Below are 25,054 nucleotides of genomic sequence, written 5' to 3'. Positions count from 1 at the left end.
GGCGTGGGCGAGGGGCGGCGGGCGCCCGGGTCAGGTCAGCAGGGCCAGCGCCTGCTCGGCCGCGTCGCGGACCCTGGCCGGGTCGTCACCCGCCTTGCCGACCACCCGGATCCCCTGGAGCAGCACCAGCAGCATCCGGGCCAGCGCCCGCGGGTCGCGGTCCGCGGGCAGCTCGCCCTGGGCCCGCGCCCTGGTCAGCGCGGAGCCGAGCAGCGTCTCCAGGTGGTTCCAGCTCGCCCGGACCCGGCGGGCGGAGTCGGGGTCGTGCGGGGCCAGCTCGGTGGCCGTGTTGGTGACGAGGCAGCCGCGCCCCCGGCGCTCCCCGGTGGCCTCGGCGGCGAACCCGCGGACCACCGCGCGCACCGCGGGCAGCGCGGGGCCCGGCTGTGACAGGTTGTCGAGCAGCGCCGTGTCGGTGAACTCCCCGTACCGGTCGAGCGCCTTCAGGTACAGGTCGTGCTTGCTGCCGAAGGTGGCGTAGATGCTGGCCCGGCCGATGCCCAGGTGCGCCACCAGGTCCGCCATGGACGTCGCCTCGTAGCCGCGCTCCCAGAACAGCTCCATCGCCGAGCGCAGCACGGCGTCCGGGTCGAATTCCTTGGTCCTGGCCACGACAGGACAGTAGCTCTTATCGGAACGCTCGGTCAAGAAAATGCGGCCGAGTCGTCTCGGTCGAGTTGTCTCGGCCGGGACGGCTCGGTCAGGACGGCTCGGCCGCGAAGGCTCGGGCCCGAGGGCTCGGGCAGGAGGGCCCGGTCGGCAAGGCCGGGCGGGACGGGCCTGGGGGACGTCCCCCGGCCTCCGCCCGCCGTCCACCGCGGCCCGCCCGCCCCCGGGCCTCACCTCGCGTCGTCCAGCTCCTTGAGCAGGCAGCGCTTGGTCCTGGCGCCGACCATCGACGCCACCGGCTCGCCGCCCCGGAAGAGGATCAGCGTCGGCATGGACAGCACCCCGTAGGCGGCCGTCGTCTCGGGGTTGGCGTCCACGTCGATCGCCACGACCTTCAGCCGGTGGCGCTCCTCCTCGGCGACCTCCCGCAGCACCGGGGCGAGCTGCCGGCACGGGGGGCACCAGTCGGCGGTGAACTCCACCAGCACCGGCAGCTCCGCCGCCAGCACCTCGCCGGCGAAGGTGCCGTCGGTGACCTCGGCCACGCCTGTCGTCGGTGTCATCGTCATCCTCTCCACTGGCAGCGCGGCTCCGGGCCGCCGGGCGCCCGCGCCTCGGCCCGCAGCAGCCGGCCGTGCACCTGGGTGCGCACCGCCGTGAGCTGGTCGATCAGCGCGTCGAGCTCGGCGAGCTTGGCCCGGTAGCCGTCCAGGGAGGCCGGGCAGGAGTCCCCCGCCGGGTGCCCCTCCCGCAGGCAGTCCACGAACGGCCGGGTCTCCTCGAGGCCGAACCCGAAGTCCTGGAGGACGCGGATCTGCTCCACCAGGCGCAGGTCGTCCTCGCCGTAGACCCGGTGCCCGTTGCCGTCCCTGCGGGAGACGAGCAGCCCGCGGGACTCGTAGTACCGCAGGGTCCGGGTGCTGACCCCGGCCCGCTCCGCGAGTTCACCGATGCGCATGGCGGCGACGCCAACCCTTGACGCCGACGTCAGGGCAACGGGAACGGACCCGGGCGCCGCCCGGGCACCCCCGCGACGCGCCGGTCCAGCGGCAGCGCCCCGGTGGCCGGCGCGCGGCCGGCCCGCCAGGGTCGGCGCGGTGTCCTCGCGGGCCGGAAGGTGCTCCCGGACCGGCAGGGTGTCGGGGGTGGGGTCGCTGCCCCGGACGGAGTGGGTTGGCATGCCGACCGAGCTCGCCGCCCAGCCTGTCAGACCCGTGTGGCGGGCCTGTGCTCCGGCTGTGAGCGCGCGAGCGCATCCGACGGGGTACGCGAACCGGCCCGCACGACCGAAAGGAAAAGGAAAAGGCGGATTCAGATCGCATCTCTCCTGTTTTCCTATGATTGATGGCGCATCACTTCCCTCTACGCCCTTTTAGCGATAATCAGTTTCTTTGTCTCGGTGGCTGGGCAACGAGCACTCATGCGACCGTGCCTCGCTCTGGCGGCGACGCTCACCGTGCTGCTCTCGACCGCCGCAGCCCACCCCTCGTCCGCGCAGGGCAACGCGCGGGAGAAGCAGGAGCCCGCCGTCGTCTCGCTCGGGGACAGCTACATCTCCGGCGAAGGCGGACGCTGGCAGGGCAACACACCCGGGCCGGAGCTCCCGGCCGACGACATGCGGGGCACCGACCGGGCCACCGTGTGCGGCAAGGAGACGTGCCACAAGGACCCCACCGCCGTCTACGGCGACTCCTACGCGAGTGGCTGCCACCGGTCGGACGTCGCCGAGATCGTCAGCGCCCCGCTGGCCACCGAGGCCGCCCGGATCAACCTCGCCTGCTCCGGCGCCCGCACCGTCCACGTGCTGCGCTCCGCCGACGGCGGCATGGCCTTCAAGGGCGAGAAGCCGCAGGCCGACCAGCTCGCGGACATCGCCACCCGGTACGACGTCCGCGCGATCCAGCTCTCCATCAGCGGCAACGACCTGTCCTTCGGCGCCGTCATGGAGGACTGCGTCAGGAGCTTCGTGCTGCTCGGCTCCCCCTGCAAGGCCGAGTGGGACCAGCCGCTGCGGAACCGGATGCGCACCCAGGTCCCCGACCGGGTCAAACGGGTGGTCGACAGCGTGCGGGCGGCCATGGAGTCGGCCGGCTACACGCGGGACGACTACGTCCTGGCCCTCCAGTCCTACCCCTCGCCCGTCCCCCTCGCCGAGGACTTCCGCCACCCGCAGGGAGTGAGCGTCGCCTCGCAACGCTGGCAGACCGGCGGCTGCCCCCTGTACGACCAGGACGCCGACTGGGCGCGCGGCACCCTGGTGCCGGGGATCGCCGGCATGCTCGCCAAGGTCGCCCGGCAGAAGAAGACCGGCTACCTCGACCTCCAGCACGCCCTGGACGGGCACGAGGTGTGCGCCGACGCCGCGCACCAGCCCGGCCCCGGGCGCTCCCTGGCGAACCCGCAGCCGGCCGCGACCGCCGAGTGGGTCCGGTTCCTCTCCGCCGACCTGCTCGGCAACCCCGTGCAGGGCAAGGTCCAGGAGTCCTTCCACCCCGACTCCCACGGGCAGCGGGCGCTCGGCAGGTGCCTGGCCGCCTACCTCGCCCGGCAGGAGCAGGCCGACGCGCCGCAGCGCCTGGAGTGCCGCAACACCCCGGGCAAGGGCCCGAACGGCATGTACGTGCGGGCGCCCGGCCAGGGCTGACCCGCCCCGCCCGGCGGCGCGCCGGTCACGCCGCCGGGCGCCGCGCCGTCACCAGGTAGTAGTCGAGCAGGCCGTCCCGGTGGGCGGGCAGGAAGTTGCGGGCCCACGAGTCCGGCGGGTGCACCCCGGCCAGCCAGCGGTCCCAGCCGGGCCACACCGACGCCCCGACGGAGACGGCGGACACCTCGGCCAGACCCGCCCCGGTGAGCGCCCCGGTCAGGGCGGCCAGCGGGTGGGCGACGTCCAGGCCGGTGGCGAAGCTGTCCAGCAGCCCGGCCAGTCGCGCCGCGTGTCCGGTGCCGCCCTCGGGGACGAAGAAGCTGCTGACGGCGAGCAGCCCGCCCGGCCGCAGCACCCGCGCCGCCTCCCGGGCGAACCCGGGCAGGTCGCGGAAGTGCTGGGCGGCCTCGACGGAGTACACCCGGTCCACGGCGCCGTCCGCCAAGGGCAGCCGCTCGGCGGCGCCCCGCACGAAGCGCAGTCGCCGCGGCTCCTCGGCCAGCAGCCCGGCGTTGGCGCGGCGGGCCCGCTCCAGTTGGGCCGGGTGGATGTCCACGCCGGTGACCTCGGCGAAGCCGTACTCCCCGAGGGCCAGCGCGCAGCCCAGCCCGATCCCGCAGCCCACCTCCACCGCCCGGCGGCCCTCGGCGGGCGCCAGCGCGCCGAGCACCCTCGCATAGAGCTGCCGCTGGCTGCGGACGCGGTCCGGCACGGTCAGCGGGCCGTCCAGGTCGATGCCGTCCCACAGCCCGAAGTTGATGAACCCCCCGGCGAACGCGGGATCGGCGGCCAGGTCGTGCGGTCCGTACACCTTGCCGACCACGTCCGGCACGGCAGCGTCGTCCACCATCGCGGGACCTCCTCGTCCACTGCACAGGGTCGCACAGCCCGCCCCGCCCCGGCCGCCCCGCGGCGGCGCGTCCGGGACGTGCCGCCCGCCGGGGGCGCGGGGCCCGGGCTCAGAACCGGTACGGCGTCAGGTACTGCGGCATCACGATCTGCGTCCCCGGGCTGAGCCTGCGGATCTGGTCCACCGTCTCGGCGAGGCGCATGGTGGGGTCCGCCAGGACCGGGTCCTCGATGGAGGTCTCGAAGTTGTCCCAGTGCACCGGCACGACGACCCCGGGGTTGCCGAGCGCCCTCATCAGCCGGGCCGCATAGCGGTGCGTGGAGGTGCTGCTCGGCACCGCCACCATCGCCACGTCGGGCCGCAGCCCCGCGGCGTTGCGCTCGTTGATGTCGCTGGCGCCCATCAGGAACGCGGACGGGCCGCCGGCCACCGCCACCTGGAACGCCAGGGTGTCGCCCTCCGGCAGGTGCGCGATGGTGGTGGGCTCCGCCGGGACGCCGTGCAGCGTGCCGGGCTCGAAGTAGGAGTGGCTCTTGTTCCGGCTGTGCAGGCTGGAGACGACCTCCACCGTGAACCCGCCGAAGTCCAGCACCTCGCCGCCCCTGACCACGCTGATCCGGGTCCCGTCCACGCCGTACGCGCGCAGCAGGTGGTAGGTGGTCTCGGTGCCCACGATCCGCGCCGTGGGCACCGCCTTGGCCAGGTACGGCACATCGGCGAAGTGGTCCCAGTGGCTGTGGCTGACCAGGATCACCTCGGGGCGCCCGGCGTGCCGGTCGACGACGTCGGGCCTGGTCGTCAGCCGGGTGGCCGGGTCGAACCTCCCCGGCCCGGCGAACAGGCCGGTCTCGAAGCGGCTGAGGTACGGGTCGAAGAGCACGGTGCGCTCGCCGATGTCGATCCGCCACCCGCTGGTGCCGAGCCACCGGAAGGTGGCCGAGCCGGTCGCCGTCCGGCTCCGGCGGCCCGGCTCCGCCGCGGCCGCGGGCACCGCCCTGGCCACGGGCACCGCGGCGCCCGCCGCCACCGCGCCGCGCAGCAGCCACCGCCGCGCGAAACCGCCGTCGCGGGCGGGGCCCGCGCCGCTTCCCCTGAACACGTCACGTCCGTCCATGGCCGCAGCAGACCATCCCCGGTCCTCGCCCGTCCAAGATCAAAGGGCCGACCGCTGCATATGCGTCCGCCTATGAGCGCAGGTCAACGGGGTGCCGAGCGGCGCAGGACCCCGGAGAACCCGCCCGGATCCGCTCCACCGCGAGCCGCGCCGCCCGCCCGATCGCCGCGTCCACCCCGGCCCGCACCGCGGTGGGCTCGGCGGTCCTGGCGAACACCGCGACCGCGTACCGTCCGCCGTCCGGGTACTCGACGACGCCCGCCTCGTTGTGCAGACCGGGCAGCGTGCCGGTCTTGGCGGCCACCCGCACCTCGTCCGCGAAGCCCGTGGGCAGCCGGTGCCGGAACACCTGCTGCGCCATCAGCGACCGCACCAGCGCGCACGCCTCGGGCGGGCCCGCGAGGTCCGTCCAGATCAGCCGCAGCAGGGTGGTCACCTCGCGGGGCGTGGACGCGTTGCCGTGCGCCGGGTCCAGGACCCGCAGCCGCCGGATGCGCTCCGGCGGCAGCGCGGGGTACACGGCGGCGAACTCCGCCTCGTCGCGCGCCCCCACGTCCGCGATCATCGTGGCGAGCATCTCGCGCGGCCCGCCGGTGATCCGGGTGCGGGTCAGGCCCAGCTCGCGGGCGAGCAGTCGCACGGTGTCCGGGCCGACGCGGCGCATCAGCACGTCGGCGGCGGAGTTGTCGCTCATCGCCATCATGTACAGCGCCAGGTCGCGCAGCGACATCTCCACGTCGTCCAGGCAGCCCGCCGTCCCCCAGCCGCCGAGCCGGTCCGCCGCCGTCACCACCGCCCGCTCCCGCGGGTCGAGCTGCCCCGCGAACGACTGCCGGGCGAACTCCAGGGCCAGCAGCACCTTGAACACGCTGGCCAGTACCACCGGCTCGTCCGCGCCCGTGCCCGCCTCGCCGCCGCCGTCGATGTCCACGGCGTGCAGGCGGCCGGTGGCGCCGGCCGCCGCGAACACGGCGTCCAGCTCAGGGTCGTCGTCCGCGCCGCCGCCGGGCATCCCGTAGGGTCGCCCCGTGGATCTCATCCGCCACCTGCGCATCTTCGTCGTCGTCGCCGAGGAGCTGCACTTTAGCCGCGCCGCCGAGATCCTCGGCATGGCCCAGCCGCCGCTGAGCCAGTCCGTGCGGCGCCTGGAGCGCGAACTCGGGGTGGACCTGTTCGACCGGTCCCGCCGCCAGGTCGGCCTCACCCCGGCGGGCGCGCTGCTGCTGGACGAGGCCCGCGCCCTGCTGGCCCGCGAGGAGCGGCTGCGCACCCTGGCGCGGCGGGTCCGCGACGGCGCGCTGGGCACGCTGCGCGCGGGCGTGCCGCCGGAGACCCCGGCGGCGGTGCTGCACGCGCTGGTGTCGGCGGCGCCCGAGCTGTCCGTGGACCTCCGGGAGGTCACCGTGGCCGAGCAGTTGCGGCTGCTGGCCTCGGGGCAGCTCGACATCGGCCTGGTGCACCACCCGGTGGACGCCACGGGCCTCACCCTGGGCCCCGGCGTGTCCGTGGACCTGGGCGTCGTCCTGCCCCGCACCTCCCCCCTGGCCCAACTGCCGGAGGTGGCGCTGGCCGACCTGGCGGGCCACGACCTGGTGCTCTTCCCCCGCGCCGCCGCGCCCGGCTGGTACGACCGCACCCTGGACGTGTGCCGCGGCCACGGCTTCACCCCGGCCCGGGTCCGCCACGCCCGCAACCCCGAGTTCCTGGTCGGCCTGGTGGCGGCGGGCCACGGCGTGGCGTTCGACCAGGGCCCGGTGGCCCGCAAGGAGCCCCGCGTCGTCTGGCGCCCCCTGGCCGGCCGCCCGCTCACCCGCGAGACCTCGGCCGCCTGGCCCGCCACCCCCACCCACCCGGCCACCCGCCACTTCGCCGAGCTGGCCGCCACCGTCCTCACCGCGGACGGCACCACCACCCGCCACCGCCCGCCCCCGGAGGCGCCCCGGCCGTGGTCGGTGGTGTACGGGCGGGGGTGACCGGCGCTCCGACCGCCGCACCGCCCGTCGCGTCCAGGAGGACATGCCACCGCCCGCCGCGGTCGCCCGCCAGTGGGGAGGCGGGCGACGCGGCGGGCGGGTGGGCGAGGAACGGGGCTACGCCACCGTGCAGGGCGAACCGTTCAGGCTGAACGCCGTGGGCTCGGCGAAGGTGCCGCTGTAGGCGCCCTGGAAGCCGAAGGACGCGGTGCCTCCGGGGGCGATGCGGGAGTTGCCGCTGGTGCTGCGCGCCGAGACGGTGCCCGAGGTCGGCGACACGGTCGCGTTCCAGGCGTTGGTGATCGACTGGCCCTGCGGGAGGGCGAACTGGAGCTGCCAGCCGTCCACCGTGGTGCTGCCGGTGTTGGTGATCGCCACATCGGTGGTGAAGCCGTTCGACCAGGTGCTGGGCGTGTAGGCGACCCGGCACGCCAGGTTGCCGCCGCCTCCGCCGCCGGAGCCGGTGTTCACCGCGGCGGAGAAGGAGTTGACGGCCAGGCCCACGCCGCCCTGCCAGGGCTCGAAGCCGGCCTGGATGCTGGTCAGGTACCAGGAGCTGCCGGCCATGCCGCGGCTGACGGTGTGGTCGATGAACGCCTTGACGTCGAAGCTCCAGCTCGTGATGGCGGACGGGGCCACGAACGAGATCACGTTGTTGGAGCCGTTGCTGCCGGTCCACACCTCCCAGGTGCGGCCCCCGACCGAGGCCGTGCCGACCTGGGAGCCGATGGGCTGGATGGGGCCGACCCGGTTGAACCAGATCATGATCTCCGTCTGGTTCACCCCGTCCTTCTTCGGCTGCGGGTCGAGCCAGATGTCGTACGAGGCGTTGTACACGCTGCCGCTGGGGTACGTGTACGAGATGCTCGACGGGGCCGAGCTGATCGTGTCGATGCGCGCGGGCAGGTTGGTGCCCGGCGAGCAGTTCGTGTAGTGGCAGCCGGCGTAGATCGACGGGTACGACTTGGGCGCCCCGTTGGTCGGCACCGACCCGTCGGCGCGGGTCACGCTGAACCCGGTGCCGGTGACGTTGATGCACTGGGTGGCGCTCGTGCCCCAGCGGTTGTTCTGCACCGTGTACCGGCCCTGGATGGTGGTGCTGCCGTACTGGGTGCAGATCTGCTCGTCCGCGTGCGCGGGCAGCGCCGTGGTCAGGAGCGAGGCCAGTACTCCGAGCAGAACGGCGACGACCGCGGCGGCGGTGCGTGGGCGGGCTCTCATGGATGTCTCTCCGGCGGTGGGGGGCGAGGACATGCCTGGGAGCGCTCCCTTTTCACTGCCGTGGTGGGACTGTAAGGGCGGGGCGGGGCGTCGGCAAGGGGTCCGGCGGGGGTGCGGGGGCGGGGCCGTCCGGTGAAGACCTCTTTCAGCTAGTCACGGCCCGGGCGGGGGTGGGTGACGGTGTGTCTGTGTTTCCTGAACAATCGTCATATCGCGTTGTGGGCGGCTTCCCGCCGGGGCGGGGGTTCCGGTCGCCGGGTCTCGCCGCGGAGGGGCGCTGCCGCGGGCCGGGGGCCCGGTCAGGCGGGGTGGTGGTGGCGCTCGTGGTGCGTCGGGGCAGGTCGGACGGTGTGAGGGCGGCCCCGCCGCCGGTCGCCGCCCCGGCTCCCGGCCCAGCGCCGTGTAACAATCCCGTGAACAACCTCTTCCCGCGCCCCGGCCGACCTGTTAGCGTCCCGCATGCATGGGAGCGCTCCCATCCGTCGCGGGCGGCCCCGCCGGGCGGGTGGAGCAAGCACGACAGGCACACCACCGGCCTTCACACCTCGAACGCACCCCCGGCGCCCCGGGCAGTCGCGGCGGAGCCGACCGGACGCACACCGCCCTGTGGCGAGCCGCACCGGTCGGCGCGCGTGTTCCCCGCGCCCACCGACGCGGGCCCCGGGCCCGCCCCTCCGCTCCCGAGCAGCTCGCCCCGCCCCACCGCGGCGAGCGCCGGCCCCCGGACGGCGGCAGCGGCGCGCCCGCCCGCGCGCCCGCCGGTGGCGCGGTTGGGTCCGCTGTGTGCGTCCGCGTCGGTTCGCTCATGCCCGGTGGCCGCGCCCGCCCGCGTTTCGCCGAGGCCGCGCCCGGCTGCCGGGCCGGGTGACGGCCGACCGACGCGGTGCCGCCCCCGTCCGCCGCGCCCCGTGGCGGCCCACGTCGGGGGCAGCGCCGGCCGCCGGCGACAGCCCGGCCCGGAGCCCCGTCCGCCGCCCCCCGTCCCCCGCACGTCAGTGGGCGTCGTAGATGCCCCGGTAGTGGCTCAGTGCCGTCTCGTGGATCTTCTGCTCGCTCCAGGTGGCGAAGCGGTCGGGGGACAGGCGCTCGGGGTCCACGAGGAGGTCGCCGGTGTCCAGGAGCATGTGCGCGAGTTGGCGGCCCACGCCGCCGGCGTGGGTGACCCAGGAGGCTTCCGCGCACCACAGGCCCGGCGCGCCCGCGACGGGGCCGACCAGGGGCAGTTCGTCGGGGGTCATGGCGAACAGGCCGTTGAGGCGGCGTCCCCTCGGTGCCGTGCGGAAGGCGGGCACGAGGGCGGTGGCCTCCTCGAGCGCGGCCGTGAAAGCGCTCTCGGGGAAGGGGAGCTCCGCGGAGGCGAGGGCGGGGGAGGGGGCCAGCGGGAGCGGGGTGTGGGCGTAGCTGCCGAGTCCGTACCGGCGGCCGTGGCGGCGGGTGTACACCAGGTGGTCGGGGTAGCGGACGATCGGCGCGTCGACCGGGGTGTCGTCGAGGCCGGGCAGGTCGGCGGTGAACAGATAGGGGTGCTGGACGGCCACCATGGGCAGCCGCACTCCGGCGCCCGCCGCCAGCACGGGGCCCCAGATTCCGGTGGCCAGCACCACCCGGTCGGCCCGTACCGGCGCGCTGTCCCGGTCTGTGCGCGCGCCCACGACCCGGCCCTTCTCGATCTCCAGCGCCCGCACGGGCGTGTTGAAGCGGAAGTGCGCTCCGCGCCGTTCCGCGGCGTCCACCAGGGCGTGGACGAGCGCGGCCGGGTCGGCGGCGCCGTCGGACGGGATGTGCAGGGCGCCCAGCGCGCGGTCGGCGTCGACCAGGGCGGGGGCCAGGGCGGCGGCCTCGGCGGCATCGATCACCCGCGCCTCGATCCCCGCCCGCCTGCCGTGCTCGACGTCGTGGTGGGCCTGTTCCAGACGGGCCCGGGTGGTGGCGATCTCCAGGCATCCGACCTGGTGGAAGACCGGGGCGGGCCGGGTCCGGCAGAGCGCGAGGTAGGTGGCGACGCTGTCCTTGGCCAGCGCGGTCAGCTCCGGGGCGGTGCTGAGCTGGCCGACGAGGCCGGGGGCCAGGCCGGTCGATCCGGGCAGCACGCCGCGCTCCCGGGCGTCGAGCACCGTCACCTCGTCGTGCCCCAGCTCGGTGAGGTGGTACGCGACCGACGCGCCCACCACACCGGCGCCGATGATCAGGATCTCCCCGGTGAGCCGCTTGCCCGTGCTCATGCTCAAGCCACATCTCCCGTTGCTCGGCCACGCCGTGTCCCGGCGCCGTGCGGACAGGGAGAATCCTCGGACACCGGCGACACGCGGCCAAGAGGGCGGGGAAACCCGCGACAAACGGCCGACCGGGAAGGCGGGCCCGGCAGAGCGTCCCCCGGTGCGCCGGAGGGCACGGCCGGATCGATACGAATGGCCACCGCCGGGACGGCGGCCCGCCGCGCCGACGTCCCCGCCGACCGCTCGGGCTACTCCTCCCCGGGCGCGTCCGTGATGCCGAGGCGGAGGTGCTCGATGTGGTACACCGCCTGGTCCAGCAGCTCCGCCACATGGTTGTCGTACAGGGCGTAGACGACCGAGCGGCCCTTGCGCTCGCCCACCACCAGGCCCAGGTTGCGCAGCAGGCGGAGCTGGTGGGAGCAGGCGGACTGCTCCATGCCGACCTCGGCGGCCAACTCCGTGGCGGGCAGGGGGCCCTCGCGGAGCCGGGCGAGGATCAGCAGGCGGGACGGGGTGGCCAGGGCCTGGAGGGTGGTGGCCACCTTCGCGGCGCTGGCCGGGTCCAGGCGGCTGCGCGGAACGGCGTTCTCGGCGGGGGTGGCGACTCCGTGGCCCATGGGCACCATCCTACTCATCACACTTGATGGCATGAACGAGTATTCATGCGTTCATGTATGGTGAGCGCGGCGGACGGCGCCGGGATTCCCGCGCGCCGCCGCGCCGCCGTGCCCTCGCGCCCTCCGATGGGAAGGACGTCCCCGCCATGCCCCCCACCGCCCGTCCGCCCGCGGTGCGCCGCACCCGGATGCTCGCGCTGCCCGAGGTCCGGTGGGCCGCCGCCGCGCTGGTGCTCTTCCTCGTCGCGCTGCCCGCCCAACTGCTGGGCGCGGGCGCCTGGCTGTGGGGGCCGCTGTACGCGCTGGTGTACGTCACCGGCGGCTGGGAGCCCGCGTGGGCGGGGCTGAAGGCGCTGCGGGAGCGCACCCTGGACGTGGACCTGCTGATGATCGTGGCCGCGCTCGGCGCCGCGTCGATCGGGCAGGTGATGGACGGCGGGCTGCTCATCGTCATCTTCGCCACCTCCGGCGCCCTGGAGGCCCTGGCCACCGCCCGCACCGCGGACTCGGTGCGCGGCCTGCTCGACCTCGCGCCCGCCACCGCGACCCGCCTCACCTCGGACGGGCGCGAGGAGACCGTGCCCACCGCCGAGCTGGCCGTCGGCGACACCGTGCTGGTCCGGCCCGGTGAGCGCGTCGGCGCCGACGGGCGGGTCGTGGACGGGGTCAGTGAGGTGGACCAGGCGTCCATCACCGGCGAGCCGCTGCCCGTGGCCAAGCACCCGGGCGACGAGGTGTTCGCCGGGACCCTCAACGGCACCGGCGCCCTGCGCGTCACCGTCGAGCGCGACCCGGCGGACTCGGTGATCGCCCGCATCGTGGCGATGGTCGAGGAGGCGTCGGAGACCAAGGCGCCCACGCAGTTGTTCATCGAGAAGGTGGAGCAGCGCTACAGCGTCGGCGTGGTCGCCGCCACCCTGGCGATCTTCCTGCTGCCGCTGGCGTTCGGCGCCGCGTTCGAGCCCACCCTGCTCCGGGCCATGACCTTCATGATCGTCGCCTCGCCGTGCGCGGTGGTGCTGGCCACCATGCCGCCGCTGCTCTCGGCCATCGCCACCGCCGGGCGCAACGGGGTGCTGGTGAAGTCCGCCGTCGTCATGGAGCGGCTGGGCCAGGTGGACGCGGTGGTGCTGGACAAGACCGGCACCCTGACGGAGGGCACCCCGCGGGTCACCGAGGTCCGGCCGCTGCCCGGCGCGGGCGTCGGCGAGGACGGGCTGCTCGCGCTGGCCGCCGCCGCCGAGCACCCCAGCGAGCACCCGCTGGGGCGGGCCGTGGTGGACGCCGCCCGCGCCCGCGGCCTGACCCCCGCGCCCGCCGCGGACTTCGCCTCCACCCCGGGCCTGGGCGTCACCGCCGCGGTGGACGGCGTCCTGGTGGCCGTCGGCAGCCCCCGCCGCCTGCTGGACGGGCACACCGGGCCGCGCGTGGACGCCGCGCTCGCCGTCGCCGCGGCCCTGGAGGACGAGGGCCGCACCGCCGTGCTGGTCACCGCGGACGGCGCCCCCGCCGGGGTGCTCGGGGTGGCCGACCGGCTGCGCCCCGAGGCCGCCGCCACCGTCGCCGCCCTCACCCGGCTCACCGGCCGCGCCCCGCTGCTGGTCACCGGCGACAACCCGCGCGCCGCCGCCCGCCTGGCCGCCGAGGTCGGCATCACGGACGTGCGGGCGGGGCTGCTGCCGCAGGAGAAGGTCGCCGTGGTGCGGCAACTGGAGCGCGACGGCCGCCGGGTGCTGGTGGTGGGCGACGGGGTCAACGACGCGCCCGCCCTGGCCGCCGCGCACACCGGCATCGCCATGGGCCGCGCCGGATCCGACCTGGCGCTGGAGACCGCCGACGCCGTGGTGGTCCGCGACGAGCTCGCCACCATCCCCGCCGCCACCGCCCTCTCCCGCCGCGCCCGGCGCCTGGTGAAGCAGAACCTGGTGATCGCGGGCGCCTGCATCACCGTCCTGGTGGTGTGGGACCTGGCCTGGCACCTGCCGCTGCCGCTCGGCGTCGCCGGGCACGAGGGCTCCACCGTGCTGGTCGGCCTCAACGGGCTGCGGCTGCTGCGCGACGCGGCGTGGCGGCGCGCCCGGTCCGGCCTCCCGCGGGGGGAGGACATCCGCGCGGCCGGTGCCGCGGAGACGGCCGACGCCGGGGACGCCCCTCGGGGCACCCTGGTGTCATGACCTTCGACGCAACACCGAACACATCGGCAACGCACGGCGAACCCGCGGCCCTGCTCCCCGAGACCCGCCGCGCCCTCCTCCACCGGGTCGCCACCGGCCAGGCCGAGGGGCGCGCCCCGTCCCTGGTGGGCGCGGTCGCCCGGGACGGCGGGCCGGTGTGGGCGCGGGGCCGGGGGTTCGTGGACGGCTCGCCGCCGGACGGCGACACCCAGTACCGGATCGGCTCGCTCACCAAGACGTTCGTCGCCGTCACCGTGCTGCGGCTGCGCGACGAGGGCCTGCTCGACCTCGGCGACCCGCTGGGCGAGCACCTGCCCGGCACCGGCGTCGGCCAGGTCACCGTGCGCCAGTTGCTGTCGCACACCGCGGGCCTGGCCGCGGAGACCCCGGGGCCGTGGTGGGAGCGCACCCCGGGCGGGCTGCGCCCCGAGCTCGGCGACCTGCTCGGCGAGGAGCCCGCCCGGCACCCGGCCGGGCAGCGGTTCCACTACTCCAACCCCGGCTACGCCCTGCTCGGCGCCCTGGTGGAGCGGCTGCGCGGCGCACCGTGGGACGAGGTGCTGCGCCGCGAGGTGCTGCGTCCCCTCGGCATGGGCCGCACCTGCGCCGAGCCGGGCCCCGGGCACGCCCGCGGCTGGGCGGTCCACCCGTGGGCGGACGCCGTCCTCGCCGAGGAGGTGCAGCGCACCGGGCGCATGGCCCCCGCGGGCGAGCTGTGGTCCACCGCCGAGGACCTGTGCCGGTGGGCGGTGTTCCTGATGGACGGGCACGAGGAGGTGCTCGCCGCGGACACCCTCGCCGAGATGCGCGAGCCCGCCGCGCCGCCGGGCGGGCCGGACTGGGTCACCGGCTACGGGCTGGGGCTGGGGCTCGCCCGGATCGACGGGCGCACCCTGATCGGGCACGGCGGGTCCATGCCCGGGTTCCTGGCCACGCTGTGGGCCTCGCCCGAGGAGGGGCTGGCCGCCGTCGCCCTGGCCAACTGCACCTCGGGGCCCGCCGTGAGCGCCGTCGCCGCCGACCTGCTGCGGATCGTGGCCGAGCGGGAGCCGCGGATCCCCGAGCCCTGGACCCCGTCCCGCGGCCTGGACACCGGGCTGCTGGAGCTCACCGGGCCCTGGTACTGGGGGACGACGCCGTACCTGCTGACGCTGCGCGGGGCGCGCGACCTGGAGCTCACCCCGGTCGGGGAGGCAGGCAGCCGCGGGTCGCGGTTCTCGGCCCGGGACGACGGCACGTGGACCGGGCTCGACGGGTACCACGCGGGCGAGGTGCTGCGCGTGGTGCGCCGCCCCGACGGGCCGGTGAGCCACCTGGACCTGGGCTCGTTCGTCTTCACCCGCGAGCCCTACCGGCCGGAGGACGCCGTGCCGGGCGGGGTGGACCCGCGGGGCTGGCGCGGCCGGGAGTGACGCGCCGGGTGGGCCCGCGCCGCGGCGCGGGCCCACCCGGGCGGCCGCGCCTCAGTTGTGGCTGTGCAGCTCGGCGTTGAGGCCGCCCCACGAGCCGGAGCGGGCCAGCACCTCCACCGCGCCGGAGACCGAGTTGCGGCGGAGGAGCAGGTTGTCGCGGCCCGACAGCTCGGCGGCCTTGACGACCTGCCCGTCGGGCAGGGTGACCCGGGTGCCCGCCGTCACGTACAGGCCCGCCTCCACCACGCAGTCGTCGCCGAGGGAGATGCCCAGGCCCGCGTTGGCGCCCAGCAGGCAGCGCTCGCCCACGGAGATCACGGCCTTGCCGCCGCCCGAGAGCGTGCCCATGATCGACGCGCCGCCGCCCACGTCGGAGCCGTCGCCGATCACCACGCCCTGGCTGATCCGGCCCTCGACCATCGAGGTGCCCAGCGTGCCCGCGTTGAAGTTGCAGAAGCCCTCGTGCATCACGGTGGTGCCCGCCGCCAGGTGGGCGCCCAGGCGCACCCGGTCGGCGTCGGCGATCCGCACGCCGGACGGCACCACGTAGTCCGTCATCCGCGGGAACTTGTCCACGCCGTACACCGACAGGTGCCGCCCCCGGGCGCGGGCCCGCACCCGGGCCTGCTCCACGCCGTCCACCGCGCACGGGCCGAGGCTGGTCCAGGCGACGTTCGCCAGCAGCCCGAACAGGCCCTCGAGGTTCTGGCCGTTGGGCCGCACCAGGCGGTGGCTGAGCAGGTGCAGGCGCAGATAGGCGTCGTGCGCGTCGAGCGGCTTGTCGTCCAGGGAGGAGAGGGTGGTGCGGACGGCGACCACCTCGACGGCGCGGACCGGGTCCTCGCCCAGCGCGCCGGCGACGTCCGCGCCGAGCTCGGCGGCGGCCTGCTCGGCGGTCAGCCGGACGGTGCCCGCGGGGCCCGGCTCCGCGGAGAGGGCGGGGGCGGGGAACCAGGTGTCGAGGACGGTGCCGTCGGAGGCGACGGTGGCCAGGCCGGTGGCGGTGGCACCGGTGGTGCGGGGGGAGGTGGTTTCAGTGCTCACACCGGAACGCTAATCGGTGCCGCCGCGAAACGCGGAATCCGGTCCGGGCCGCGAGACGCCGCCGTCAGGGCCGCCCCGGCGCGGGGAACCGCTCCTCGTTCCGCTCGATCTTCTCCGCGAGCGCCCGCAGCGGGTCCACACCGAGGACCTCGCAGAACTGGAGCAGGTACGCCAGCACGTCGGCGACCTCGTCCTCGACCCGGTGCGCCGTGTCCGGTTCGGCCATCACCCGCGCCGACTCCTCGGGCGTCAGCCACTGGAAGATCTCCAGCAGCTCCGACGCCTCCACGCTCAGCGCCGCCGCCAGGTTCTTCGGGGTGTGGTACGGCTGCCAGTTCCGCGCCTCGGCGAACTCCGCGAGGCGCTTGCGCAGGGCGTCCAGGTCCGGGGGTGGCTCGTTCACGGCACCAGGTGTACCACGGCGCGCCCCACCGCACGGTTGCGCCAACTGTACGAACGATCGTACGTTTACTTGGTGACTTCCACCGCTGGCAACCACCTCACCGAGGACACCGACCCCCTGTGCCTGCCCCCGGCGCGCGCGGCGGCGCTGCTCCGCGGCGCCCCGTGGCGGCGGTTCGCCGTCGTCGGCGACAGCCTCGCCGCGGGCACCGGCGACCCGAGCCCGGGCTACGCCCCCGGCGGCTGGCCAGGCCGCGTCGTCCGCGCCCTGCGCCGCGCCGACCCCGACCTCGTCCACCTGGCCACCGCGCGGCCGGGCGCCACCGCGGCCGGGACGCTGGCGGCGCAGACGGGCCCCATGGCCGCGTTCCGCCCCGATCTGGTCCACCTCTCCTGCGGCGCCAACGACCTGTTCCGCCCCGAACCCGACTTCGCCGCCCTGGAGCGCACCCTGCGGCGCGTCTTCGCCCTGGCCGCGGACACCGGCGCCCGGCTGACCACGTTCACCCTCGGCCGGGCGTTCACGGTGCCGGGCTTCCCGGACTGGCCCGCGCGGGTGCGCGCGCTCAACGACCTCACCCGCGACGTGGCCCGCGACCACGGCGCCGTGCTCGTGGACATGTGGGACCACCCGGTCAACGCCCGCCCCGGCCTGCTCGGCGCGGACGGCATCCACTTCGCCGCCGCGGGCCAGGCCGTGCTGGCCGCCGAGGTCGTCAGGGCCCTGGCGCGACTGCCGGAGGTCCGCGGGTGAGACGGCGCCCGCCCGCCCGGCTCACCCCGCCAGCGGCGCCCGCCCCAGGGGCACGGCGCTCACCCCGGCCACGTCCGCCACCCACTCCCGGGTGTGCGCCGTCGCCAGCAGCCGCACATGCCCCCGCTCGCACATCCGGGCCGCGAGGGCGAGCAGCTCCCGCAGTTGCGGCCGGTCCAGGCCCCGGTCCAGGTCGTCGGCGGCGACGGTCAGCAGTTGCAGGGCGTCCGGCACCTCGGCGGCGTCCACCGCCAGCACCCCTGGGCCGGTCAGCAGCACCAGCGCCAGCGCGAGCGCCCGCAGCTCGCCCCCGCCCAGCAGCGCGGCGGGCACCGGGCCCAGGCCCGCCCGGTCCACCGCGGCCATCACCGTGCCCGCGGGCCCCGGCACCGCCCGCACCCCGGCCACCTCGTACGGGCACACCGCCCGCAGCGCCTCGCCCAGCAGCCGGTGCCGCACCCGGCACTCCGCCTCGGTGCGCCGCACCACCGCCGACAGGTTGCGGGCGCTGGCGTGCAGCCGCCCCTCGCCCGCGTCCACCCAGCCCCGCATCGACCCCGGGTCCGGGTCCACGGGGAACACCGCGCGCAGCCCCACCAGGAGCTGCTCGGCCGCGGCGAGCACCAGGCGCTGCCCCTCGGTACGGCCCGCTACCCGCAGCGGCAGCAGCGCCGAGCCGAGCCGGTCGTCCGGCAGCGCCGCCCGGGTCACCCCGCAGCGGCCCCCGGTGTGCCAGGCCGCCTGCACCCGGCGCCGCGCGGGGTCCCGCAGCGCCGTCTCCAGCAGCGTCACGCCCGCGCGGGTCAGCCGCTCCCCGGCGACCCGCGGCCCCTGGGGTCCCGCCCGCACCGCCACGTCCAGCGACACCGGCCCCACGGGCCCGTCCACCGTGCACCCCAGCCGCAGGAGTCCCGCCGCCCGGCCGTGCCCGGGCCCCAGGGGCACGCACCCGGCCGCCCCGCCCCGCACCGCCCCGAACGCCTCGGCCAGCGGCGCCCCGCCCGCGAGCGCGCCCAGCAGCGCCAGCCCCTCCAGCGCGTTGGTCTTGCCGACCCCGGACCCGCCCACCAGGACCGTCAGCGGCCCGAGCCGCAGCCGCACGCCCCGGTGCGACTTGAACGCGGCAAGTCGCAACTCGGTGACGGCGGGCCGCACGGGCCGTCCCGGCCCGGCCGACGAGGTCTCGCTCATGCCGCGGACGCTAGGCGCCCCACCGGAAGGCGAACCGTATCCGCGCGCCGCTTTTCACCCCAACGGGGAGGTTTCCGCGCCGGCGGCGCCCGGGAACGACACGGCCGTGACCGACCCCGGCCCCGCGCCGCTCGCCGTGGACGCCCGCGGCAACGCCCTGCTCGCCTTCGACCGCGGCCGGGAGGAGGCGCCACCGGGCGACGCGCCGCTGCCCCTGGCCCTGGTGGCGCTGTGGCGCGACGGGCGGGTCCTGCTGGTCCTCGACCGCTTCCGCCGCTCCTGGGAGCTGCCCGGCGGCGGCATCGAGCCCGGCGAGTCCCCGCGCTCGGCGGCGCTGCGGGAGCTGCGGGAGGAGACGGGCCGGGAACCGGCGGGGCCGCTCGGCTTCGCCGGGTACGCCCGTTTCGCGCTCGCGCCGGGGCCGCGCGTCGAGTACGGGGCGCTGTTCACGGGCCGGGCCGGCGGGGGCGGCGGGTTCCGCCCCAATGACGAGATCGCCGCCGTCCGGTGGTGGCGGCCGGACGGCCCACCGCCCTGGGCGCCGGCCTCCCTGGACGCCGCCCTGGTCCGGCTCGTCGGACCACCGCCCGGGTGAGACCGGCGGCCCCGCCCCGCCCGCGCGCCGGGCCCCGCGTCCCGCGCGCCCGGGGGTGTAGCACGATGGGGCGCATGGATCTTCGCATCTTCACCGAACCCCAGCAGGGGGCCACCTACGACACCCTCCTCACCGTGGCCAAGGCCACGGAGGACCTCGGGTTCGACGCCTTCTTCCGGTCCGACCACTACCTGAAGATGGGGGACGTGGACGGCCTGCCGGGCCCGACCGACGCCTGGATCACCCTCGCCGGCCTCGCCCGGGAGACCGAGCGCGTCAAGCTGGGCACCCTGATGACCGCGGCCACCTTCCGCCTCCCCGGGGTGCTGGCGATCACCGTCGCGCAGGTGGACCAGATGTCCGGTGGGCGTGTGGAGCTCGGGATCGGCGCCGGGTGGTACGAGGAGGAGCACACCGCGTACGGCATCCCGTTCCCCAAGGAGAAGTTCGGCCGCCTGGAGGAGCAGCTCGCGATCGTCACCGGCCTGTGGGGCACCCCGGTCGGCGAGACGTTCTCCCACGACGGGACGTACTACCGGCTCAAGGACTCCCCGGCGCTGCCCAAGCCCGCCCAGGACAGGGTGCCGGTGCTGATCGGCGGCCGCGGCGCCAAGCGGACCCCGGCCCTGGCCGCCCGGTACGCGGACGAGTTCAACGCGCCGTTCTGCTCGGTGGAGGAGGCCGCGGAGCAGTTCGGGCGGGTGCGCCGGGCCGTGCGCGAGGCGGGCCGCGGGCCGGACGAGATGGTGTACTCCTGCCTGCTGGTGGCGTGCGTCGGCAGGGACGAGGCGGAGGTGGCCCGCCGCGCCGCCGCCATCGGCCGCGAGGTGCCCGAGCTGAGGCAGAACGGGCTGGCGGGCTCCCCGGCCGAGGTCGTGGAGAAGATCGCCCGCTACCGCGAGGCGGGCGCGAGCCGCGTCTACCTCCAGATCCTCGACCTGGCCGACCTGGACCACCTGGAGCTGATCTCCACCGAGGTGCAGCGGCAGCTCGGCTGACGCGTCCCGGCCCCGCGGCGGGGCACCGGTCCCGCCGTGCCGGAGCGCGGCACGGCGGGACCGGACGGCGCCTCACCCGTTCCGGAAGTGCTCCACCAGCCGCGAGTAGCTGTCGTCGCCGTGCCCCGCCCGCACCGCCTCGGTGACCAGGGCCAGGGTGCGGGCGGGCAGTTCGGTGTCGATGCCGCGGGCGCGGCTCTCGCGGAGCAGGTCCTCCACCGACGGCAGGTGGTGGCGCAGCGCCCCGTACTCCACGGCGTGCCGGCCGCTGTCCACCTCGTCGGCGATCGACGGCAGGAACGCCGTCAGCGCGGCCAGCGACGGGCCCGCGTCCTCGGCGAACCGCTTCACCTCGACGCCCGCGCTCGTCAGCAGCGCCGCCGCGTGCAGGAACCCGTTCAGGGCGCCCCACATCGTGCCGTGCACGGCCATCCCGTACAGGGCGGGCACCCCGGGGTCGGCCGAGACCAGGGTGCCGCGGCCGCCCAGCAGCCGCAGGGCGGGGCTGTGCCGGTCGTACACGGCCCGCTCGCCGCCGTAGAACACCACCGCGTCGGGGTGCCCCAGGCCCGGGGCGATCGTCATGATCTGCCCGTGCAGGTAGGCCGCGCCCCGCCCGGCCGCCCACTCGGCCACCGTCCTGGCCTCGGCGGACGTGCTGTCGGTGAGGTTGACCACGGCCCGGCCGGCCAGGGCGTCGCCCGCCGCGTCCAGCACCTCCCGGGCGGTGGCGCCGCCCTTGACGTTGACGACGACGAGCTCCGCCGCGGCGACGGCGTCGCGCACGGTCGCGGCCCGCCGCGCGCCCCGGGCCACCAGGTCGTCCGCCTTCCCGGGCGAGCGGTTCCACACCGCGACCGGGTGCCCGCCGCCGAGGAGGGTGCCCGCGATCGCGGAGCCCATCTCGCCGAGGCCCAGCACGGCCACCGCCGCCCCGCTCCCGCCGTCCCTGGTGTCGGTCGTGGTCGTCATCGCGTCCTCCGGGTTGTCCGTGGCGGCCGTTCCCGCCGGGCCGCCTGGGTGTGCGCTACGGACGACGACGCTAAAAGCTCAACAAATCTTGAGGTCAAGGGCGGACCCCGGGCGCCCGCGGAAAATCCGGTACAGCCCGGAACCTCGCGCCGGAATACTCGCTCATGTGTTCCTGACGATCAGCACCACGGGTGACGACCAGACTCCGCCGACCGACCTCGGGTACCTGCTGCACAAGCATCCCGACAAGGCGCAGCAATTCTCCACGTCCCACGGCGACGCGCACGTGTTCTACCCCGAGGCGTCCCCGGACCGCTGCACGGCCGCGCTGCTGCTGGACGTCGATCCGGTGGCGCTGGTCCGCCGCGGCAAGGGCAAGGGGCGTGGCGGCGCGCCCGACTCCGCGCTGGCGAGCTATGTCAACGACCGCCCCTACGCGGCCTCCTCGCTGCTCGCGGTGGCGCTGCGGACGGTGTTCGCCAGCGCGCTCAGGGGCCGGTGCGACGCCCGCCCCGAACTGGTCGCGCGGGCGCTGCCGCTGCGGGTCGAGGTGCCCGCACTGCCCGCGAGGGGCGGCGCCGAGCTGGTGCGCCGGCTGTTCGAGCCGCTGGGGTGGGCGGTGGAGGCCGAGCCGGTGCCGCTGGACGAGGAGTTCCCCGAGTGGGGCGGGTCGCGGTACGTGCGACTGGTGCTCACCGGGGAGCGCACCGTCGCCGAGGCGCTGCGGCACCTGTACGTGCTGCTGCCGGTGCTGGACGACGCCAAGCACTACTGGGTCGCCGAGGACGAGGTGGACAAGCTGCTGCGGGCCGGCGAGGGCTGGCTCGCGCACCACCCGGAGCAGGCCCTGATCTCCCGCCGCTACCTGGCCCGCCGCCGGTCGCTGACCCGGGACGCGCTGGAGCGCCTGGAGCTGGCCAGGCTGGCCGAGGCGGACGACACCGCGCCGGAGGAGCTGGACAACGCCGTCGACGAGGACGCCGACACCGAGGAGCGGCCGGTGCCGCTGGCCGTGCAGCGGCGCGAGGCGATCCGGCGGGAGCTGCTGGCCGCCGGGGCGCAGCGGGTCCTGGACCTGGGCTGCGGGCAGGGCCAGTTGGTGGGAACGCTGCTGAAGGACGCCGCGTTCACCGAGGTGGTGGGGGTGGACGTCTCGGCGCGCGCCCTGAAGGAGGCGGCGCGGCGGCTGCGCCTGGAACGGATGTCCGAGCGTCAGTCGGCGCGGGTGAAGCTGCTCCAGGGCTCCCTCGCCTACACCGACCGGCGGCTCGAGGGCTACGACGCGGCCGTGCTCAGCGAGGTGGTCGAGCACGTCGACCCGCCGCGGCTGCCCGCGCTGGAGTACGCGGTGTTCCGCGCGGCCCGCCCGGCCACCGTCGTGGTGACCACGCCGAACGCCGAGTACAACGTGCGCTGGGAGACCCTGCCCGCCGGGCGGTTCCGCCACCCCGACCACCGGTTCGAGTGGGACCGGGCGCAGTTCCGCGCCTGGGCCGGGCAGGTCGCCGACCGGTACGGCTACCAGGTGGCGCTGCGGCCCGTCGGCCCCGACGACCCGGAGGTCGGCCCGCCCACGCAGATGGCCGTGTTCACCACCGCCCCCGCGCCGAACACCGAGGAGACCCCCCGATGACCGACACCGACGCCGCGCCGGAGACCGGCGGCGCCTGCCTGGCCGTGCCCGACCTGAGCCTGGTCGTCCTCGTCGGCACCACCGGGTCCGGCAAGTCCACCTTCGCGCACCGCAACTTCCTGCCCACCCAGGTGGTCTCCTCCGACGTGTGCCGGGGCCTGGTCGCCGACGACGAGAACGACCAGTCGGCCACCCCGGACGCCTTCGACCTGCTGCACTACATCGCCGGCAAGCGCCTGGCGGCCGGCCGCCTGACGGTCGTGGACGCCACCAACGTCCAGTCCGAGGCGCGCAGGAAGCTGGTGGCGCTGGCCCGCGAGCACGACGTGCTGCCCGTCGCCGTCGTCCTCGACGTGCCCGAGCGGGTCTGCGCCGAGCGCAACGCCCGCCGGCCCGACCGGGCGGACCTGCCCCGCCATGTGCTGCCGCGCCAGCGCCGCGAGCTGCGCCGCTCCCTGAACTCCCTCCAGCGCGAGGGCTTCCGCAAGGTCCACGTGCTGCGCGGCGCCGAGGAGGTGGCGGCCGCGCGGATCGTCACCGAGCGCCGCTACAACGACCTGCGCCACCTCACCGGCCCGTTCGACGTCGTCGGGGACGTGCACGGCTGCCGCGGCGAGCTGGAGGCGCTGCTCACCCGGCTCGGCTACACCCTGCGCCGCGACGGGCGGGGGCGGCCGGTGGACGCCGAGCACCCCGCCGGGCGCACCGCCGTGTTCGTCGGCGACCTGGTGGACCGCGGCCCGGACAGCCCCGGGGTGCTGCGCCTGGTGATGGGCATGGTGGAGGCGGGGCACGCGCTGTGCGTGCCCGGCAACCACGAGAACAAGTTCGCCCGGTACCTCAAGGGCCGTCCGGTGCGGCTCACCCACGGCCTGGCCGAGACCGTGGCGCAGATGGAGGCCGAGGACGCCGAGGACGAGGGGTTCCGCGCCCGGGCCGAGGCGTTCGTCGACTCCCTGGTCAGCCACTACGTGCTGGACGGGGGCGGGCTCGTGGTGTGCCACGCCGGGCTGCCGGAGAAGTACCACGGCCGCACCTCGGGCCGGGTGCGCTCCTTCGCGCTGTACGGCGACACCACCGGCGAGACCGACGAGTACGGGCTGCCGGTCCGCTACCCGTGGGCGGAGGACTACCGGGGCCGGGCCGCCGTGGTCTACGGCCACACGCCCCAGCCCACCGCGTCCTGGCTCAACAACACCATCTGCCTGGACACCGGCTGCGTCTTCGGCGGCAGCCTGACCGCGCTGCGCTGGCCCGAGCGGGAGCTGGTCGCGGTGCCCGCGGAGCGGGTGTGGTACGAGCCGGTGCGCCCGCTGCGGGGCGAGAGCCGGCAGGAGGGCTCGGACCGGCCGCTGGACCTGGCGGACGTCACCGGGCGGCGCGTGGTGGAGACCTCCCGGCACGGGCGGCTCGCGGTGCGGGAGGAGAACGCCGCGGCGGCCCTGGAGGTGATGAGCCGGTTCGCGGTGGACCCGCGCTGGCTGGTCTACCTGCCGCCGACGATGGCGCCGTGCGCCACCTCAGCGCGGGGGGGGTTCCTGGAGCACCCGGCGGAGGCGTTCGCGGCCTACCGCGCCGACGGGGTCGGCACCGTGGTCTGCGAGGAGAAGCACATGGGCTCGCGGGCCGTGGCGGTGCTGTGCCGCGACGCGGAGACGGCGGCGAAGCGGTTCGGTGTCGCCGACGGGACGACGGGCGCGGTGCACACCCGCACCGGGCGGCCGTTCTTCGACACGGCTCGGGCCACCGAGGAGGTACTCGCTGGGCTGCGGCGGGCCGTCGGCGACGCCGGTCTGTGGGAGGAGCTGGACACCGGCTGGCTGGCGCTCGACGCGGAGCTGATGCCGTGGTCGCTGAAGGCGTCCGGGCTGCTGCGGCACCAGTACGCGGCGGTCGGCGCGGCCGCGGCCGCGGTGTTCCCGCCGGCGCTGGCGGCCCTTCGGGGCGCGGCCGGGCGGGGCGTGGAGGTGTCCGGGCTGCTGGAGCGGCAGCGGGAGCGGGCGGCCGACGCGTCCGCGTTCCGGGACGCCTACCGCCGCTACTGCTGGAGCGTGGACGGCCTGGCGGGGGTGCGCCTGGCCCCGTTCCAGTTGCTCGCCGCCGAGGGCCGCTCCCTCGCCACCGTCGCCCACGACACCCAGTTGGCCTGGATCGACCGGATGGCCGCCGCGGACGAGGCCGCCGCCGCGGAGCGGGGGGCCGCACCGCTGCTGCGCCGCACCGAGCGCCTGGTGGTGGACACCGGCGACCCGGCCGCGGTGGAGGCGGCCACCGCGTGGTGGCTGGAGCTGACCGGCGCGGGCGGCGAGGGCATGGTCGTCAAGCCGCTCCAGGCGTACGCGCGCGGGGAGAAGGGGCTGGTGCAGCCCGGGATCAAGTGCCGCGGTCGGGAGTACCTGCGGATCATCTACGGTCCCGAGTACGCCAGGCCCGGGCACCTGGAGCGGCTGCGGGCGCGGCACCTGGGGCACAAGCGCTCGCTGGCGCTGCGGGAGTACGCCCTCGGCCTGGAGGCCCTGGACCGGTTGGCGGCGGGGGAGCCGCTGTGGCGGGTGCACGAGGCGGTGTTCGCGGTGCTGGCGCTGGAGTCGGAGCCGGTGGACCCCAGGCTGTGAGCCCGGACCGGCCGCGGCCG

22 protein-coding genes are annotated in these 25,054 nt (G+C 76.1%); 9 read left to right on the top strand and 13 right to left on the bottom strand.

Annotated elements, in window-relative coordinates; genetic code table 11:
- Positions 1-30: 30 nt before the first annotated feature.
- From ACYVO2_RS19065 to ACYVO2_RS19055, 3 genes are all read right to left on the bottom strand, one after another.
- Entirely contained in the window at positions 31-612 is a 582-nt protein-coding gene (locus tag ACYVO2_RS19065) for a TetR/AcrR family transcriptional regulator (RefSeq protein WP_461009071.1), read from the bottom strand.
- A 227-nt stretch (positions 613-839) separates the two neighbouring features.
- Positions 840-1,172, bottom strand: a complete 333-nt coding sequence (locus tag ACYVO2_RS19060) for a thioredoxin family protein (protein ID WP_461009070.1) — start codon at positions 1,170-1,172, stop codon at positions 840-842.
- Between the two features lie 2 nt (positions 1,173-1,174).
- Positions 1,175-1,567, bottom strand: coding sequence for a MerR family transcriptional regulator (locus tag ACYVO2_RS19055; RefSeq protein ID WP_461009069.1), 393 nt, complete (start codon positions 1,565-1,567; stop codon positions 1,175-1,177).
- 462 nt (positions 1,568-2,029) lie between these two features.
- Here ACYVO2_RS19055 and ACYVO2_RS19050 point away from each other — a divergent pair, with 462 nt between their 5' ends.
- Positions 2,030-3,253: an SGNH/GDSL hydrolase family protein gene (locus tag ACYVO2_RS19050; protein ID WP_461009068.1), complete on the top strand. Its 1,224-nt coding sequence runs from the start codon at positions 2,030-2,032 to the stop codon at positions 3,251-3,253.
- 25 nt (positions 3,254-3,278) lie between these two features.
- Here the strand turns inward: ACYVO2_RS19050 and ACYVO2_RS19045 are convergent, their stop codons facing one another.
- The 3 genes from ACYVO2_RS19045 to ACYVO2_RS19035 form a co-directional block, all read right to left on the bottom strand.
- Positions 3,279-4,103, bottom strand: coding sequence for a class I SAM-dependent methyltransferase (locus ACYVO2_RS19045; RefSeq protein WP_461009067.1), 825 nt, complete (start codon positions 4,101-4,103; stop codon positions 3,279-3,281).
- Between the two features lie 109 nt (positions 4,104-4,212).
- A complete protein-coding gene (locus ACYVO2_RS19040; protein ID WP_461009150.1) occupies positions 4,213-5,145 on the bottom strand; it encodes an MBL fold metallo-hydrolase in 933 nt (310 codons plus the stop codon).
- Positions 5,146-5,287: 142 nt separating this feature from the next.
- Positions 5,288-6,229 (bottom strand): serine hydrolase, encoded by a 942-nt coding sequence (locus tag ACYVO2_RS19035; RefSeq protein ID WP_461009149.1) that lies wholly within the window; start codon positions 6,227-6,229, stop codon positions 5,288-5,290.
- A 25-nt stretch (positions 6,230-6,254) separates the two neighbouring features.
- Between ACYVO2_RS19035 and ACYVO2_RS19030 the strand changes: the two genes are divergently transcribed.
- On the top strand, positions 6,255-7,190 hold the full coding sequence (locus ACYVO2_RS19030; RefSeq protein ID WP_461009148.1) for a LysR family transcriptional regulator: 936 nt from the start codon (positions 6,255-6,257) through the stop codon (positions 7,188-7,190).
- Between the two features lie 117 nt (positions 7,191-7,307).
- Here the strand turns inward: ACYVO2_RS19030 and ACYVO2_RS19025 are convergent, their stop codons facing one another.
- The 3 genes from ACYVO2_RS19025 to ACYVO2_RS19015 all read right to left on the bottom strand — a co-directional run bounded on the left by ACYVO2_RS19025 (position 7,308) and on the right by ACYVO2_RS19015 (position 11,244).
- Positions 7,308-8,411 (bottom strand): GH12 family glycosyl hydrolase domain-containing protein, encoded by a 1,104-nt coding sequence (locus ACYVO2_RS19025; RefSeq protein WP_461009066.1) that lies wholly within the window; start codon positions 8,409-8,411, stop codon positions 7,308-7,310.
- A 992-nt stretch (positions 8,412-9,403) separates the two neighbouring features.
- Positions 9,404-10,633, bottom strand: coding sequence for an NAD(P)/FAD-dependent oxidoreductase (locus tag ACYVO2_RS19020; RefSeq protein ID WP_461009147.1), 1,230 nt, complete (start codon positions 10,631-10,633; stop codon positions 9,404-9,406).
- A 242-nt stretch (positions 10,634-10,875) separates the two neighbouring features.
- Positions 10,876-11,244, bottom strand: coding sequence for an ArsR/SmtB family transcription factor (locus tag ACYVO2_RS19015; protein WP_461009065.1), 369 nt, complete (start codon positions 11,242-11,244; stop codon positions 10,876-10,878).
- 146 nt (positions 11,245-11,390) lie between these two features.
- Between ACYVO2_RS19015 and ACYVO2_RS19010 the strand changes: the two genes are divergently transcribed.
- Together ACYVO2_RS19010 and ACYVO2_RS19005 are read left to right on the top strand one after the other, a co-directional pair.
- The gene (locus ACYVO2_RS19010) at positions 11,391-13,418 is read left to right on the top strand and encodes a heavy metal translocating P-type ATPase (protein ID WP_461009064.1); all 2,028 of its coding nucleotides are present in this window, start codon (positions 11,391-11,393) and stop codon (positions 13,416-13,418) included.
- The gene (locus tag ACYVO2_RS19005; RefSeq protein WP_461009063.1) at positions 13,415-14,830 is read left to right on the top strand and encodes a serine hydrolase domain-containing protein; all 1,416 of its coding nucleotides are present in this window, start codon (positions 13,415-13,417) and stop codon (positions 14,828-14,830) included. Before ACYVO2_RS19010 ends, ACYVO2_RS19005 begins: the two co-directional genes overlap by 4 nt.
- A 51-nt stretch (positions 14,831-14,881) precedes the next feature.
- On the opposite strand, the gene dapD is transcribed toward ACYVO2_RS19005, so the two are convergent.
- Complete coding sequence (gene dapD, locus ACYVO2_RS19000; protein ID WP_461009062.1) at positions 14,882-15,874, bottom strand: 2,3,4,5-tetrahydropyridine-2,6-dicarboxylate N-succinyltransferase; 993 nt, start codon at positions 15,872-15,874, stop codon at positions 14,882-14,884.
- A 64-nt stretch (positions 15,875-15,938) separates the two neighbouring features.
- On the bottom strand, positions 15,939-16,277 hold the full coding sequence (locus ACYVO2_RS18995) for a nucleotide pyrophosphohydrolase (RefSeq protein WP_461009061.1): 339 nt from the start codon (positions 16,275-16,277) through the stop codon (positions 15,939-15,941).
- A gap of 72 nt (positions 16,278-16,349) precedes the next feature.
- Here ACYVO2_RS18995 and ACYVO2_RS18990 point away from each other — a divergent pair, with 72 nt between their 5' ends.
- Positions 16,350-17,030 carry an SGNH/GDSL hydrolase family protein gene (locus tag ACYVO2_RS18990; RefSeq protein WP_461009060.1) on the top strand — a complete coding sequence of 227 codons (681 nt, stop codon included), beginning with the start codon at positions 16,350-16,352 and terminating at the stop codon, positions 17,028-17,030.
- A gap of 21 nt (positions 17,031-17,051) precedes the next feature.
- On the opposite strand, the gene ACYVO2_RS18985 is transcribed toward ACYVO2_RS18990, so the two are convergent.
- A complete protein-coding gene (locus ACYVO2_RS18985) occupies positions 17,052-18,221 on the bottom strand; it encodes an AAA family ATPase (protein ID WP_461009059.1) in 1,170 nt (389 codons plus the stop codon).
- A 106-nt stretch (positions 18,222-18,327) separates the two neighbouring features.
- Here ACYVO2_RS18985 and ACYVO2_RS18980 point away from each other — a divergent pair, with 106 nt between their 5' ends.
- On the top strand, positions 18,328-18,816 hold the full coding sequence (locus ACYVO2_RS18980; protein ID WP_461009058.1) for an NUDIX hydrolase: 489 nt from the start codon (positions 18,328-18,330) through the stop codon (positions 18,814-18,816).
- A 74-nt stretch (positions 18,817-18,890) separates the two neighbouring features.
- A complete protein-coding gene (locus tag ACYVO2_RS18975) occupies positions 18,891-19,814 on the top strand; it encodes an LLM class F420-dependent oxidoreductase (protein WP_461009057.1) in 924 nt (307 codons plus the stop codon).
- 72 nt (positions 19,815-19,886) lie between these two features.
- Here ACYVO2_RS18975 and ACYVO2_RS18970 read toward each other — a convergent pair whose 3' ends face one another.
- Entirely contained in the window at positions 19,887-20,786 is a 900-nt protein-coding gene (locus ACYVO2_RS18970; protein ID WP_461009056.1) for an NAD(P)-dependent oxidoreductase, read from the bottom strand.
- Positions 20,787-20,952: 166 nt separating this feature from the next.
- Here ACYVO2_RS18970 and ACYVO2_RS18965 point away from each other — a divergent pair, with 166 nt between their 5' ends.
- Complete coding sequence (locus ACYVO2_RS18965; protein ID WP_461009055.1) at positions 20,953-22,419, top strand: 3' terminal RNA ribose 2'-O-methyltransferase Hen1; 1,467 nt, start codon at positions 20,953-20,955, stop codon at positions 22,417-22,419.
- A complete protein-coding gene (locus tag ACYVO2_RS18960; RefSeq protein ID WP_461009054.1) occupies positions 22,416-25,034 on the top strand; it encodes a polynucleotide kinase-phosphatase in 2,619 nt (872 codons plus the stop codon). The genes ACYVO2_RS18965 and ACYVO2_RS18960 overlap by 4 nt, the downstream gene beginning before the upstream one ends.
- Positions 25,035-25,054: the final 20 nt, after the last annotated feature.

This window comes from Streptomyces capparidis, assembly GCF_054782095.1.
This window is presented reverse-complemented; position numbering and strand designations above follow the sequence as displayed.